Origin of the sequence: Blastomonas sp. RAC04 (assembly GCF_001713435.1) — a bacterium.
Classification (GTDB): Bacteria; Pseudomonadota; Alphaproteobacteria; order Sphingomonadales; family Sphingomonadaceae; genus Blastomonas; species Blastomonas fulva.
The window spans coordinates 3,317,501-3,329,897 of record NZ_CP016460.1; the positions used below are offsets into that span (position 1 = coordinate 3,317,501).

General features: G+C 64.2%; 12 protein-coding genes, 1 tRNA gene and 2 rRNA genes (1 of these 15 only partly in view). 6 read left to right on the plus strand and 9 right to left on the minus strand.

The window, feature by feature from the left end; all coding sequences use genetic code 11:
* The 3 genes from BSY18_RS16430 to BSY18_RS16440 all read left to right on the plus strand — a co-directional run.
* Positions 1–723 (plus strand): 23S ribosomal RNA (locus BSY18_RS16430) (it extends 2,069 nt beyond the left edge of the window).
* Positions 724–848: 125 nt separating this feature from the next.
* Positions 849–963: ribosomal RNA gene (gene rrf / locus BSY18_RS16435) — 5S ribosomal RNA — on the plus strand.
* Positions 964–1,083: 120 nt separating this feature from the next.
* A tRNA-Met gene (locus BSY18_RS16440) sits at positions 1,084–1,160 on the plus strand.
* Positions 1,161–1,316: 156 nt separating this feature from the next.
* Here the strand turns inward: BSY18_RS16440 and BSY18_RS16445 are convergent.
* Positions 1,317–1,715 carry a RidA family protein gene (locus BSY18_RS16445; protein WP_069051222.1) on the minus strand — a complete coding sequence of 133 codons (399 nt, stop codon included), beginning with the start codon at positions 1,713–1,715 and terminating at the stop codon, positions 1,317–1,319.
* Positions 1,716–1,789: 74 nt separating this feature from the next.
* Between BSY18_RS16445 and BSY18_RS16450 the strand changes: the two genes are divergently transcribed.
* Both BSY18_RS16450 and BSY18_RS16455 read left to right on the plus strand, forming a co-directional pair.
* On the plus strand, positions 1,790–2,641 hold the full coding sequence (locus tag BSY18_RS16450) for a cytochrome b/b6 domain-containing protein (protein WP_083231528.1): 852 nt from the start codon (positions 1,790–1,792) through the stop codon (positions 2,639–2,641).
* On the plus strand, positions 2,638–3,414 hold the full coding sequence (locus tag BSY18_RS16455; protein ID WP_069051223.1) for a molybdopterin-dependent oxidoreductase: 777 nt from the start codon (positions 2,638–2,640) through the stop codon (positions 3,412–3,414). Before BSY18_RS16450 ends, BSY18_RS16455 begins: the two co-directional genes overlap by 4 nt.
* A 15-nt stretch (positions 3,415–3,429) precedes the next feature.
* On the opposite strand, the gene BSY18_RS16460 is transcribed toward BSY18_RS16455, so the two are convergent.
* The 7 genes from BSY18_RS16460 to BSY18_RS16490 form a co-directional block, all read right to left on the minus strand.
* Positions 3,430–4,593 carry an MBL fold metallo-hydrolase gene (locus BSY18_RS16460; protein WP_083231529.1) on the minus strand — a complete coding sequence of 388 codons (1,164 nt, stop codon included), beginning with the start codon at positions 4,591–4,593 and terminating at the stop codon, positions 3,430–3,432.
* Positions 4,593–5,300 carry a DUF1013 domain-containing protein gene (locus tag BSY18_RS16465; RefSeq protein ID WP_054136048.1) on the minus strand — a complete coding sequence of 236 codons (708 nt, stop codon included), beginning with the start codon at positions 5,298–5,300 and terminating at the stop codon, positions 4,593–4,595. The genes BSY18_RS16460 and BSY18_RS16465 overlap by 1 nt, the downstream gene beginning before the upstream one ends.
* 271 nt (positions 5,301–5,571) lie before the next feature.
* Positions 5,572–6,909, minus strand: coding sequence for a tetratricopeptide repeat protein (locus BSY18_RS16470; protein ID WP_236823392.1), 1,338 nt, complete (start codon positions 6,907–6,909; stop codon positions 5,572–5,574).
* A gap of 1 nt (position 6,910) precedes the next feature.
* On the minus strand, positions 6,911–7,636 hold the full coding sequence (locus tag BSY18_RS16475) for a DUF4331 family protein (RefSeq protein WP_231684088.1): 726 nt from the start codon (positions 7,634–7,636) through the stop codon (positions 6,911–6,913).
* Positions 7,637–7,641: 5 nt separating this feature from the next.
* The gene (locus BSY18_RS16480; RefSeq protein WP_069051224.1) at positions 7,642–8,292 is read right to left on the minus strand and encodes a hypothetical protein; all 651 of its coding nucleotides are present in this window, start codon (positions 8,290–8,292) and stop codon (positions 7,642–7,644) included.
* Between the two features lie 117 nt (positions 8,293–8,409).
* Positions 8,410–9,435: a glycosyltransferase family 4 protein gene (locus BSY18_RS16485; protein ID WP_069051987.1), complete on the minus strand. Its 1,026-nt coding sequence runs from the start codon at positions 9,433–9,435 to the stop codon at positions 8,410–8,412.
* A 29-nt stretch (positions 9,436–9,464) separates the two neighbouring features.
* Positions 9,465–10,403 carry a UDP-2,3-diacylglucosamine diphosphatase gene (locus BSY18_RS16490; protein ID WP_082382432.1) on the minus strand — a complete coding sequence of 313 codons (939 nt, stop codon included), beginning with the start codon at positions 10,401–10,403 and terminating at the stop codon, positions 9,465–9,467.
* A gap of 211 nt (positions 10,404–10,614) precedes the next feature.
* Here BSY18_RS16490 and BSY18_RS16495 point away from each other — a divergent pair, with 211 nt between their 5' ends.
* Complete coding sequence (locus BSY18_RS16495) at positions 10,615–11,310, plus strand: hypothetical protein (RefSeq protein ID WP_117351945.1); 696 nt, start codon at positions 10,615–10,617, stop codon at positions 11,308–11,310.
* A 26-nt stretch (positions 11,311–11,336) separates the two neighbouring features.
* On the opposite strand, the gene BSY18_RS16500 is transcribed toward BSY18_RS16495, so the two are convergent.
* Positions 11,337–12,317, minus strand: a complete 981-nt coding sequence (locus BSY18_RS16500; RefSeq protein ID WP_171900262.1) for an NAD(P)H-quinone oxidoreductase — start codon at positions 12,315–12,317, stop codon at positions 11,337–11,339.
* Positions 12,318–12,397: the final 80 nt, after the last annotated feature.

Here is a 12,397-nt window from a genome sequence, read left to right on the forward strand (position 1 = left end):
CATAGGTGAAATACCACCCTGTTGTTTTCTGATGTCTAACCTCGCACCGTTATCCGGTGCAGGGACCCTCTGTGGCGGGTAGTTTGACTGGGGCGGTCGCCTCCTAAAGAGTAACGGAGGCGCGCGATGGTGAGCTCAGGACGGTTGGAAACCGTCTGTTAGAGTGCAATGGCATAAGCTCGCCTGACTGCGAGACTGACGAGTCGAGCAGAGACGAAAGTCGGTCATAGTGATCCGGTGGTCCCTCGTGGAAGGGCCATCGCTCAACGGATAAAAGGTACGCCGGGGATAACAGGCTGATGATTCCCAAGAGCTCATATCGACGGAATCGTTTGGCACCTCGATGTCGGCTCATCACATCCTGGGGCTGGAGCAGGTCCCAAGGGTTTGGCTGTTCGCCAATTAAAGTGGTACGTGAGCTGGGTTCAGAACGTCGCGAGACAGTTTGGTCCCTATCTGCCGTGGGCGTCGATAATTGAGAGGAGTTGACCCTAGTACGAGAGGACCGGGTTGAACATACCTCTGGTGTACCTGTCATTCCGCCAGGAGTGCAGCAGGGTAGCTATGTATGGACGGGATAACCGCTGAAAGCATCTAAGCGGGAAGCCTCCCTCAAGATAAGTTATCATCGAGTCGTGGAAGACCACCACGTTGATAGGCCGGGTGTGGAAGTGCAGTAATGCATGGAGCTAACCGGTCCTAATCACTCTGTTCGCGCTTGAGAGTTCCACCATCAATGACAACATTGGTGTAAGGATGATTAAGCCGGATATTCGCCAAGAATAATCGTCTTCAAAATCTGAATGTATAACCGCATCGATTAAAAACCATATGCACCTGCTTCATTGCTTGGTGGCCATAGCGTCAGTGCCCCACCCGATCCCATCTCGAACTCGGCCGTGAAACCTGACTGCGCCGATGGTACTACCGCTTAAGCGTTGGAAGAGTAGGGCGTCGCCAGGCATTGAAGCCGGTGCATATGGAAAAACCCATTCATGATCGTCGAACAACCGCCCCCGGCAATATGCTGCGGGCGGTTTTCGGCCCTCTAGGGCTCAGCCCTCAAAAGGGCTCAGTTGGTGGCGCGGGATGGAGCAGCCCGGTAGCTCGTCAGGCTCATAACCTGAAGGTCGCAGGTTCAAATCCTGCTCCCGCAACCAGCAGAATTGCTCAATGAGCACAGCGAGTTTAGCAATTCGCTGCCCCGGACCTGATCCGGGGCCCATCTCCAAACCTCGCACACCACACAAAACCCACACCAACAACAAACACCAGCCCCGAAAGCACCCAGCTTCCGGGGCCGCCACGCGTCTCACTCAATCCTCACCACACACCGCTATCACCTCAATCTCCAATAACAATTCTGGCAATGCCAAGGCGCGAACCTCGACAACCGTGTCGGCAGGCCAGGGCGGCGTGAAATACCGCCGCCGCGCCTCGACGATCGCCGGGAAGTTCGCCATGTCAGTCAGATAGATCGTCACCTTGATGATCCGGTTGCGGTCGCTGCCGCCCGCCGCGAGCACGCGGTCGATCGCGGCGAAGGTCGCCTCGAGTTGCGCATCGAAATCGCCCACGCCCACGATCGCACCCTGCTCGTCGATCGCGGCCTGGCCCGAGAGGAACAGCAATCCGCCCGCCTTCCAGCCTGGCGAAATAGCATAGGCCCCGAGCGGATCGGGGGACATCGAGATGACGGATGCGTCGGTGGACATGACAGCGGGCCTTTCCTGTTCTATCTGCAGGGCAACATGACCACCGATTGTAACCCAAATGGGGCGCGCTGCGAATGACGGGCATGATTGCCGCGATGGATCCTGCCGATCCCCCCAGCCTGAATGCACCTGCGGAGCCTTCGCCCGAGGCCGTGCCGCCGCATGACCATGCGCTCTCGACGCGGGCATGGCACTGGATCAATCTGCTGAGCCTGATCACGCTGTTCATGAGCGGGCTGATGATCTTCAACGCGCATCCCCGGCTGTACTGGGGCGAATATGGCAATCGTGACGAGCCCGCCTGGCTCGCGATTGGCCAGGAGTCACAGCGCGGCTATCTTGAGGTCGGAGGGGCAAGGCTGGACACCACCGGCGTGCTTGGCCGCTACAGCGATTCCGATGGCACGGTGCGCAACCGCGCCTTTCCCGGCTGGGCAACCATTCCCAGCGATTACAATCTGGCCGATGCGCGGCACTGGCATTTCTTCTTCGCATGGATCTTCGCCTTCGGGCTGCTCGCCTTCATGATCATCAGCCTGTTCAACGGGCATATCGCCAAGATGATCGCGATGCGCGGGCATGAATGGCATCCACGCAACCTCTGGACAACGATCGTCGACCACGCCCGGCTGAAGTTCCACACCGCGCCGGGCGAGGCTTACAACCCGTTGCAAAAATTGAGCTATATCGCGGTGATCTTCGTTGCGCTGCCACTGATGATCGTCACCGGGCTGGCGATGTCGCCGGGGACCGATGCCGCGCTGCACTGGCCGAGCATGCTGTTTGGCGGTCGGCAGACGGCGCGCTCGCTGCACTTCATCATCGCCTTCTCGCTCATGGCATTTCTGTTGGTGCATGTGGCGCTGGTGATCATCCACAAACCGCTGACGCTGCTGCGCGGCATGACGATCGGCAACCGGGCATGAGCGACAAGCATCCTTCGTCGATTATCACCCGCCGCGCGCTGGTCGGGTCGCTGGGCGTGGCCGCTGGCGGATTGCTCTCCGGCTGTGATGCGATCAACGCCAATCCGGGCTGGCGCGATACGCTGCGGCTTGCCGAGACCGGCAACATGGCGGTGCAGCGCGCACTGCTGGGGCGGGACGGGCTGGCACGCGAGTACAGCCCGCGCGATATTGGTCGCTCGGTCCCCGCCAACGGCACGCGCACGCCTTCCAATGCCGACTATAGGCGTCAGGCGGCGACAGGGTTTGCCGACTGGACGCTTGCGATCGACGGGCTGGTCGAGAAACCCACCCGCTTCGCGCTTGGCCAGATCAGGGCGATGCCGCGCCAGACCCAGATCACCCGGCACGATTGCGTCGAGGGCTGGAGCGCGATCGGCAAATGGACCGGGGTCAACCTTGCCGCGCTGCTCGATGTGGTGAAGGTCCGCGAGTCCGCGCGCTATCTGGTGTTCCACTGCGCCGATACCCTGCGCGCCGGGCCCTATTACGAGAGCATCGACATGGTCGACGCGCGGCATCCGCAGACGATGATTGCCTGGGCGCTCAACGACGAGCTGTTGCCGATCGGCAATGGCGCGCCGCTGCGGCTCAGGGTCGAGCGGCAATTGGGGTACAAGCACGCCAAATACATCCGCCGGATCGAGGCCGTGGCCGATTACCGCCTGAGCTATGGCGGGGGGGGCGGCTATTGGGAAGATGCAGCCGGTTATGAGTGGTATGCTGGAATCTGACGCCGGCACAAAGGCTCAGGCTGAATACCAGCCCACGCCGTCGCGCACCGTGCAGGTCGCGCGGCCAGCGCACTCCAGATAGCGCAGATGCGCCATCGCCTCGCCTGTGGCGATGCCATAGACGGTGTCGTCCACCTCGCGCGCGAACAGGATCGAGAAGGTGTCGACCGCGCGCATGGCGCGCTGCTTCAGCGCGTCCTCGAGCACGTTCAGCCGGTCGATATGCCCGTCGCGCAGCGCATCGAGCCGTGCGTGCACGCCGGTGAACGGAAAACCGTGGGCGGGCAGGATGAGTTCGTCACCGCTGAGCGCGGCCCTGAACTTGGCGATGCTGTCAAGCCACTCGCGCAGCGGGTCGGCATGCGGTTCGCTAATCATCACCGAGACGTTGGAGGTGATCCGCGGCAGGATCTGGTCTCCGGCGATCACCACCTGGCCTTCGCGGTCGACCAGACACGCATGCTCGGGGGTGTGGCCGCCGCCGGTCATCACTGTCCAGGTGCGCGCGCCGATGGCGACATCCGCGCCATCGTCGAGCCTTGTGTGGCTGACCGGCACTTCCGAGACCATCCGCGCGAAATTGCCCCAGCCCTTCTGACGCATCTGTTCGATGCGGGCATCGTCCCAGCCCGCCATGCGCATCTGGTCGAGCGCTTCTTCGGGCGGTTCGGCTCGGACATCGGATGTCAGCATCCGCGCCATCAGCCATTCGGTGCGGTTCATCCACAGCCCGATACCGAAACGGCGGCACAGCCAGCCGGCGGCGCCGACATGATCGGGGTGGAAATGGGTGACGAACACGCGGGTGATCCGCCGGCCCTGCAGGCCGCTTGCGAACAGCGATTTCCACGCGTCGGTCGATTCGGGCATGTACAGGCCGGTATCGACGATCGCGACGCCATCACCCTGCTCGTCGCAATCGTCGAGCAGCCAGATGTTGATATGGTCGAGCGGCCCGGGGACGGGGAGGCGGGTCCAGCCCAGCCCCGGCGCAATCGCGAAATATTCGCCATAGCCAGGCGCATGATCGCCCAGCGGATAGGTCAGCCCGCGGAATTCCTTCGCCTCCAGACCATGATCGGCGAGTGAGGCATCGTAGGCGGGCGGCCCGGCGCGCGTAGCGAGGGCGTCCGGGGTCAATGCGTCCGGTACCAGTGCGTCCGGCGCCAGGCCCTCCATCAGGCGTGGTCGCCTTCGGGCCGGCTTTCCGTTCCGGCGAGCAGCGCCGATTCGATCTCCGCTTCGCGCGCGGCATCCTCGGCGGCCTTGTTGGCGGCGCTGCGTTCGGCGCGCAGCTCCTCGATCAGCGCCTCGCGGTCACCGCCCAGACGGGTGTCGGTCTGCACTTCTTCGGTGATCCCGGCCTTCTTGGCGGCCTTGGCGACGATCGCATCGAGCTCGCGCTGCGAGCACAGGCCCAGCGTCACCGGGTCCTTGGGCTGGATGTTCGAGATGTTCCAGTGGCTGCGGTCGCGGATCGCGGCGATGGTGTTGCGCGTGGTGCCGATCAGCTTGCCGACCTGTGCGTCCGAAATCTCGGGGTGGTTGCGCAGGATCCAGGCGATGCCATCGGGCTTATCCTGGCGCTTGGAAACCGGCGTATAGCGCGGACCCTTGGTGCGGCGCACCTGCGCCGGGCCGACCTGGATCTTCAGGCGATACTCGGGATCGGCCTGGCCCTTTTCGATTTCGCTGAGCAGCAGTTCGCCCGCGCGCACCGGATCGCGACCGGTGTACTTCGAACTGGCGAGGTCATCGGCCATCGCCTGGACTTCCAGGATGTGCAGGCCGCAGAAATCGGCAATCTGTTCGAAGCTGAGGCCGGTATTGTCGACCATCCAGGATGCGGTGGCGTGCGGCATCAGCGGCTGGGGGTTGGCAGACATGCGCGTTTCTCCAAAAAATATGGCCACCCCTTGCGGGGTGGCCGTGTAACAGGCAGCGTATATGACAAAGCGCGGCGTGGAGCAAGCTGTACGCGCATGCGCAGGGCTGTTCCTGTCCCGTACCGACATAGGCGCTCGCTTCGTGCGCATAGAAATCGAAGGTTACCTGATCGTGCTGCCCGGCAGGATTGCGGGTTGTGGTCATGGCGCAAGACTAGCCGGTTCGATCGCGCCGTGCATCAGCCAAGCGCATCCCGCGCCGTGCGCTGCTTCACGCCAGCGGGTTCAGCGCCCGCGCGCGGCGGCGCTGTTCTGCGGCCTTTTCGGCCATGCCGCTGGCTTGGTAGATGTCGGCAGCGGCGGCGTGCAGATCGGGCGTGCGCCAGCGCGAGGCGAGCACCTGCACGATCAGCGTGCGCGCCTGCACCACCTGTCCGTTGCCGAGCAATGCGCGGGCGAGCGCGATCTTGGCCTCGCCATACGGGCGCGCTTCATGGTTGCGCTGCGCCAATGTCAATGCACAGGCCCAGTCCTGCCGCGCGATGCAATGGTCGATCGCATGGCCATAGGTCGCCTGCGGGAACTGCTGCAGCCTTTTGGTCCAGATCGCCCAGGACCGGGCGTAGAGGCGTTTCGCCTCGGCGGTGTCGCCGCGCGCCTCGGCTATACCCGCCAGAGCGTCGATGAATTCGGGGTGGCCGGTGCGACGGACGATGTCGCGGTACAAGGCCTCGGATTTCGCCGTCTTGCCCTGCAGGTTCAATACCTCGGCGATATGCTCCTCGATCAGCCAGCGGCCCGGAAACAGCGCGTCGGCCTTTCTGAAATGGCTCATCGCCTCGTTGAGCCGCCCGCGATCGAGATCGAGAATGCCGCGCTGCAATTCCATATAGGACCGCGTCTGCGGGGTGGGCGAGCGATACGCACGCTCGGCCTCGACCAGATAGGCATCGGCCTGATCGACATCGCCGGTCCGCGCAGCGAAGATCGCGCGGCGGAAGCTCGCCGAGCCGGGGACCAATGCGTCGGCCTGATCGTAAAGCGCGAGCGCAGCCTGATAGTCGCCACTGTAAAAGGCGATGTCGCCGCGCATCGCGGCAATCTCGGCGCGATCGCCCGATTCGGGCGGGACGGCATAGCCATCGATCGCAGCGAGCTGGGCCTGCGCCTGTGGCAGCCGGTGCATGCTGAAATCGAGCGAGGCCTGCATCAGATGCGGCCCGCTGCCCTGCACCGCCACTTTGAACGCGGCCTCTAGCGCCTGGCGCGCGGCAGCGTAGTCGTCATAGGACCCCGACAGCTGTGCCCGCGCCAGCACCTCGCTCGCGTGGATCTCGTGCATCAGCCACTTGTCGGGAGCCGCCTGTGCAGCCGCGCGCGCATGGATGATGGCCCGGTCCGATCGCTCGATGGCATTGCGATAGGTGCGTGGCGGGCCCTCGCCGGAAAAGGGCGATTCCCCCCAGGCGATGGCCTCGGGGGTCGCATCGTCGGCGGTGAAGCGCTCGGTGGCCCACAGCGCACCGATCACCATCGCCGCCAAGATCCACCATTTCAGCGCGGCCAGCACCGGGACGATGCCCGGGCCGTTCAAGCGTGCTGTCTGCATCTCAACTGGGTCTGGCGCACAGGCTCAGCCCCAGCCGGGTGAAATCATCGGCCAGCGCATTGGTCAGGATGGTGAGAGTGCCCGACAGTTCGGGCACCCATTTGCCGGTCGCGTCGATCGTCGGGGTGTCGTCGTTATAGCTGTTCTTGTTGGGGTTGCCCGATATCAGCGCGGTCGACACCGCCGGCATGCCAGCCCTGTCGACCCGGGTGTAGGCCGAAGGCAGGTCGGTGCGGAAGGTGAAGTTGGTGCCTGCGCCGCCCGATGTCGGCGGAGCGCCCAGCGGCGCTGCCAGGAACGGGAAGGTAGTGAGCAGCGGCTGGTCGGCCCGGTTCGGGTTGACCGGAATCGCTGCGAAAGTGGTGGCCGGATGCCGTGCAAGATCGAGGAAGATCACCGCGAGCGTCACATCGACCACCGGATCGAGAAACCGGCGGCCATTGGGAAAGCCCGCAGGCTGGTTGAGATCCATCTGCAGCACGTCGGGCACCACCAGGTTGGCCACCGTGCGGCCGGGGACGACAGTCTGGTTGAGGCAGGGGGTGACGTTGAAGCTGGTAGGAACCGGGGTGGGCGTCGGTGTGGGCGTTGGGGTCGGCGTCGGTGCCACGGCAACCGGCGGTACGACAACGGCGTTTTCGACCGGGTCATTGCTGCCGCAACCGGCGAGCAGGGCGGATGCTGCCAGGACTCCGGCGAGCGCGAGCGAGGATGGGATACGTGCCATGGCGATCAGCTCCTGATCCGTGCGGACGACGTCCAGATGTCGAGCGGCTGGCCGCGATCGATCAATCCGCGCGGAATCGCGATAACGACAAAGGTCGTGTTGAGGTTGGCGAACCGGTTGCGAGTGTTGCTGAACGACAGGTTGCCGGTAGCGCGCGAGTCGCGCAGCCCCTGCGGATCGAAATTGAACGGGTCGTCAAACACGCCTGCGCGCACAGTGATGCCGTTGTTGGTCATCAGGTTGCGCTCAACCGGACCGCGCAATGGGCCGGCCCCGGGCAGATTGCGCACCTCGATGCCCGGGTTCACACCGTCGCGGCCGAACCGGATTTCGATCGGGATCTCGATGTCGGTGCGCGTGCCGGTGTTCGATACATTGATCGTGTAGAGAACGTCGGGATCGTAAAAGCCCGGCAGATTGGTGGCGGAGGGGCCGCCAAATCCGATTGCCACATAAACGTTGGTCACGTCGTGAAAGGCAAACAGGTCGGAGATATCCGCAGCGACATCAAACCCGACGGTGTTGGTGTCCGATCCCGTGCGCGCAGGCGGATCGAAGTGATCGGCCGCCTCAAGCGCCTGATGGCCTGCAAAGGTGACCGCGCCCACCATGAGCGCGCACGGCAGTGCGGTCTGCAAAATCCATTTGATGGTCATATTCGCCCCTGTTTTTGGTGAAAAAACCTAACGGGCGACCCGAATCGAACGTACGACAAACAGCGACGGTTGCCAAATGCTATCTCCAGCCAGGCGCTTTTGACGTCGCGGCCACCTTCATGCCGCCAGCGCGACCGGTGCTGTGATCGGGACCAGCGCGTTCAGGAACTGGCGGGTGCTCGCTTCCCAGGTGAAGCTGCGCCCGGCGCGGGCACAGGCCTGGCGGTCGAGCCGCAGCGCGCCCGCAATCGCCCGGGTGAGGTCCTCATCCATCACCCCCGATGCCGACGCCAGCACATCGAGCGGGCCCGAGACGGGATAGGCGGCGACCGGGGTGCCGCAGGCCATCGCCTCGATCATCACCAGCCCGAAGGTATCGGTGCGGCTGGGGAAGACGAACACATCGGCGCCCGCATAAAAGCCCGCCAGCGCGGCGCCCGTTTGCGCGCCGACAAAGTGCGCGTGCGGATAGGCGCGCGCCAGGGCCTCTCGCGCCGGGCCGTCGCCCACCACCACCCTGGATCCGGGGTGCTCGCTGGCGAGGAACGCCTCGATGTTCTTCTCCACCGCAACGCGGCCGACATAGAGCTGGATCGGCCGGGGGAGGTCGGCATAGAGCGCAGGCACGGGCGCGGACGGGGTGAAGCAGGCGAGGTCCACGCCGCGACCCCAGTGCACCAGCTGGTGCAGCCCCTGCGCGCGCAACTGTGCGCGCACCGTCTCGGTCGACACCAGGATTGCGGTGGCCGGCGCGTGGAACCAGCGGATGAACGGCCAGAAGACGCTGGCGGGAAGCCCCGTGCGCCGCGCGAGATAATCGGGAAACTGGGTGTGATAGGCGGTGGTAAAGGGATAGCCATGGTTCAGGCAGAAACGCCGCGCGGCGATGCCCAGCGGCCCTTCGGTGGCGATGTGCACCGCATCGGGGGCAAAATCGGTGAGCCGCGTGCCCACGCCGTGCCGCGTCGCCAGCGCCAGCCGGATTTCCGGGTAGGAGGGGCAGGGGATTGAGGCATATTGATCGGGCGATATCACCAGCACGTCGTGGCCCAGCGCACGCAGCCGGTCGGTGACCGAGGTCAGCGTGCGCACCACGCCATTGACCTGCGGCGACCAGGCATCGGTGACGATCGCGATTTTCACGCCAGCGCTTCTGGCGAGGCTGCCCATGCTCACGCGGCCTGGGGCTGCAAGGCGCCGCGCGCCTGCTGGTCGGTCTCGGCGGCCTGGCGCTCGGCCATGATGTCGGCCCAGTGCAGCACCTCCATCCGCCCGTCGAAATGCTCGACCAAGGCGGTACAGCCCTCCACCCAGTCGCCGTCGTTATAGTATTCGACCCCGCCGATGGTGCGGATGTCGGCAGTGTGGATATGCCCGCACACCACCCCGTCCACGCCGCGCTCGGATGCGGCGCGCGCGACCAGCTCCTCGAAGCGCGAGATGAACTCGACCGCATTCTTGACCTTGTGCTTGGCCATCTTGGACAGCGACCAATAGGACAGGCCCAGCCGCTGGCGGACCCAGTTGACCCACAGGTTCATCCCCATCAGCGCGTGGTAGAGCGTGTCGCCGACGAACGCGAGCCAGCGGTGCGCGAGCATGATGGTGTCGAATTCGTCGCCGTGCAGCACCATCAGCCGCCTGCCATCGGCGGTCTCGTGGAACGCCGCGCGGCGAATCTCGACCCCGCCGAAGTTCAGCCCGGAAAACTGTCGGAACATCTCGTCATGGTTTCCGGGGATGTAGACGATCCGCGTGCCGCGCTTGGCGCGCTTCAGGATGCGCCAGACGATATCGTTGTGCGCGGGCGGCCAGTAGAACTTCTTCTTCAGCCGCCAGCCATCGATGATGTCGCCCACCAGATACATGGTGTCGCTGTCGACATGGTCGAGGAAATCGATCAGCAGGCTTGCGTTGCAGCCCTTGGTACCCAGATGCACGTCCGAAATCCAGATCGTCCGATAGCGGCGGCGCGCCTCGAGCGGGGGTTCGGGGGTATAGGGCTGGCCATCGGGGAAGCCTGCGACATTGTCGAAACCGCCTCCGACCCCGCTGCTGCCGTGACCATCGATCAACGCGCTGATCTGATTGCTGAAGTCGTCCAGTGCCATGCCGGTTGATGCTCCCGTGCGGAAAAGTTTTTCCCTCGGGACCACGCCAATGGGCGTTTAATGTGACATCTGGAATCGCATAGCGATGACGGCTTTGTGACAAGAAGGGCAAATGTTCCGGTCCGGCACAGCCTATGTCGGCAGGTGCGATCACCATTTCTTTACGCGTCTGAATTATCCCCGGCGAGCAAACAGCAGGCGGAGTGTGTCCATGAGGCCATTGACCATCATGTTCGGGCTGATCGTCGGCGCAGGCGGATTGGCGGGGGGCCTGTCCGGTGTCAACGGAGGGACCGAGGACTTTTCGGTCACCGTCAACGATAGCCCGCAGCTGGTCTATTCCGCCTTCAACACCGCAACTGGCTATGGCTCGGCGCTGCGCGATTCCGAGCTGATGTCGCTCGACAAGGATGTCGTGATCACCCGCGAGGATGGCAAGGCGATCACCTGGCATGTCCCTTCCAGTGCCGATTCCGACGGCTCGACGATCACGCTGAGCTTCGTGCCGGGGGATGATCCGGGCAAGACGGTGATCCGCGCAACGGTCGATGTCGCTCCGGTGAAGGACGTCCGCAACACCCGGCTGGTCGTGTCGGAAGACAGGGTCGCCGGGATCCTCGAAGAGGCGGTGCGCGATGTGGCGACAGACCTCGACCGCGACATGAGCTATCGCGAGTCCGGGCGAACCTTCAACGGCGTGCTCGATCTGGTGGCGATCGCCACCAACCCCGGCATGACGCAATCGCTCAACCGCGCGATGCTGGACGCGTTCGGTGGCAATGGCGGACCGTCGAAACCCAAAGGCTATGGCGAACGCGACTATGGCAAGCCCGATGAATATGGCGAGCCGACCGATAACTTCGGCGCGCCGATGATCGATCCGGGCGATACCACGGCAGGGTATTGAGCGGTAAGGAGGCCCGGCGGACGCGGTCAGCCGATCTCGAGCACGATCTTGCCGACCAGATCACCCGATTCCATCTGCGCATGCGCCTTGGCGGCGTCGCGCAGCGGATAGCGGCTGTGGATAATCGGGCTGAGCTCGCCGGTGGCGACGAGCGGCCACACCTCGCGTGAAATCTCGTCGGCGAGCAGCGCCTTGAAGCTGTTCGAGCGCGGGCGCAGAGTCGATCCGGTCAGCGTCAGGCGGCGACGCATGATCTCCAGCACCGAAATCTCGGCCTTCATGCCGCCCTGCACCGCGATGGTGACGTTGCGGCCATCATCGGCCAGGCACGCCATGTTGCGCGGCAAATAGCTGCCGCCGACCATGTCGAGCACGATCTCGACGCCCTTGCCGCCGGTGAGCGTCTTCACCTCCTCGACGAAATCATGCGTCTTGTAGTTGATCGCATGCGCCGCGCCGATCTTCAGCGCTGCGGCGCATTTGTCGTCGCTGCCGCAGGTGACGATGACCTTGAGGTCGAAAAGCTTGCCCAGCATGATCGCCATCGATCCGATGCCGCTGGTGCCGCCATGCACCAATACGGTCTCGCCATCGCGGGCATAGCCGCGCTGGAACAGGTTGTGCCACACGGTAAACAGTGTTTCGGGGAGCGCTGCAGCCTCTGCCATCGAGATGCCCGACGGAACGGTCAGGCAATGGTTGGCGCGCGCGACGCAATATTCGGCATAGCCGCCGCCTGCGACCAGGGCGCAGACCGGCTGGCCGATCATCGCATCGTCCGTATCGGGTCCGACCGCGACCACGGTGCCTGCGATTTCCAGCCCGGGAACATGCGGAGCGCCCGGCGGGGGCGGGTAGAAGCCTTGGCGCTGGATGACATCGGGGCGGTTGACGCCAGCGGCTTCCACGCGAACCAGCACCTCGCCCTGCGCAGGGACTGGAACCGGCATCTCGACCGCCACCAGCACCTCCGGCCCGCCGGGCTCGGCATAGTCGATGGCCTGCATGACCGTTGGTATCACTGTGGCTGTTGCCAAAGCCGACATGCCTTGCCCCCTGTTTGCGTGCGCCGTCAGCGGATTAGCGC

Excerpts from the sequence above, each read along its gene's own strand:
- BSY18_RS16450 (WP_083231528.1), top strand. The coding sequence starts at position 1,790 with ATGACGGGCATGATTGCCGCGATGGATCCTGCCGATCCCCCCAGCCTG.
- BSY18_RS16480 (WP_069051224.1), bottom strand. The coding sequence starts at position 8,292 with ATGACCATCAAATGGATTTTGCAGACCGCACTGCCGTGCGCGCTCATG.
- BSY18_RS16445 (WP_069051222.1), bottom strand. The coding sequence starts at position 1,715 with ATGTCCACCGACGCATCCGTCATCTCGATGTCCCCCGATCCGCTCGGG.
- BSY18_RS16470 (WP_236823392.1), bottom strand. The coding sequence starts at position 6,909 with ATGCAGACAGCACGCTTGAACGGCCCGGGCATCGTCCCGGTGCTGGCC.
- BSY18_RS16465 (WP_054136048.1), bottom strand. The coding sequence starts at position 5,300 with ATGTCTGCCAACCCCCAGCCGCTGATGCCGCACGCCACCGCATCCTGG.
- BSY18_RS16475 (WP_231684088.1), bottom strand. The coding sequence starts at position 7,636 with ATGGCACGTATCCCATCCTCGCTCGCGCTCGCCGGAGTCCTGGCAGCA.
- BSY18_RS16495 (WP_117351945.1), top strand. The coding sequence starts at position 10,615 with ATGAGGCCATTGACCATCATGTTCGGGCTGATCGTCGGCGCAGGCGGA.
- BSY18_RS16460 (WP_083231529.1), bottom strand. The coding sequence starts at position 4,593 with ATGGAGGGCCTGGCGCCGGACGCACTGGTACCGGACGCATTGACCCCG.
- BSY18_RS16500 (WP_171900262.1), bottom strand. The coding sequence starts at position 12,317 with ATGCAGGCCATCGACTATGCCGAGCCCGGCGGGCCGGAGGTGCTGGTG.
- BSY18_RS16455 (WP_069051223.1), top strand. The coding sequence starts at position 2,638 with ATGAGCGACAAGCATCCTTCGTCGATTATCACCCGCCGCGCGCTGGTC.
- BSY18_RS16490 (WP_082382432.1), bottom strand. The coding sequence starts at position 10,403 with ATGGCACTGGACGACTTCAGCAATCAGATCAGCGCGTTGATCGATGGT.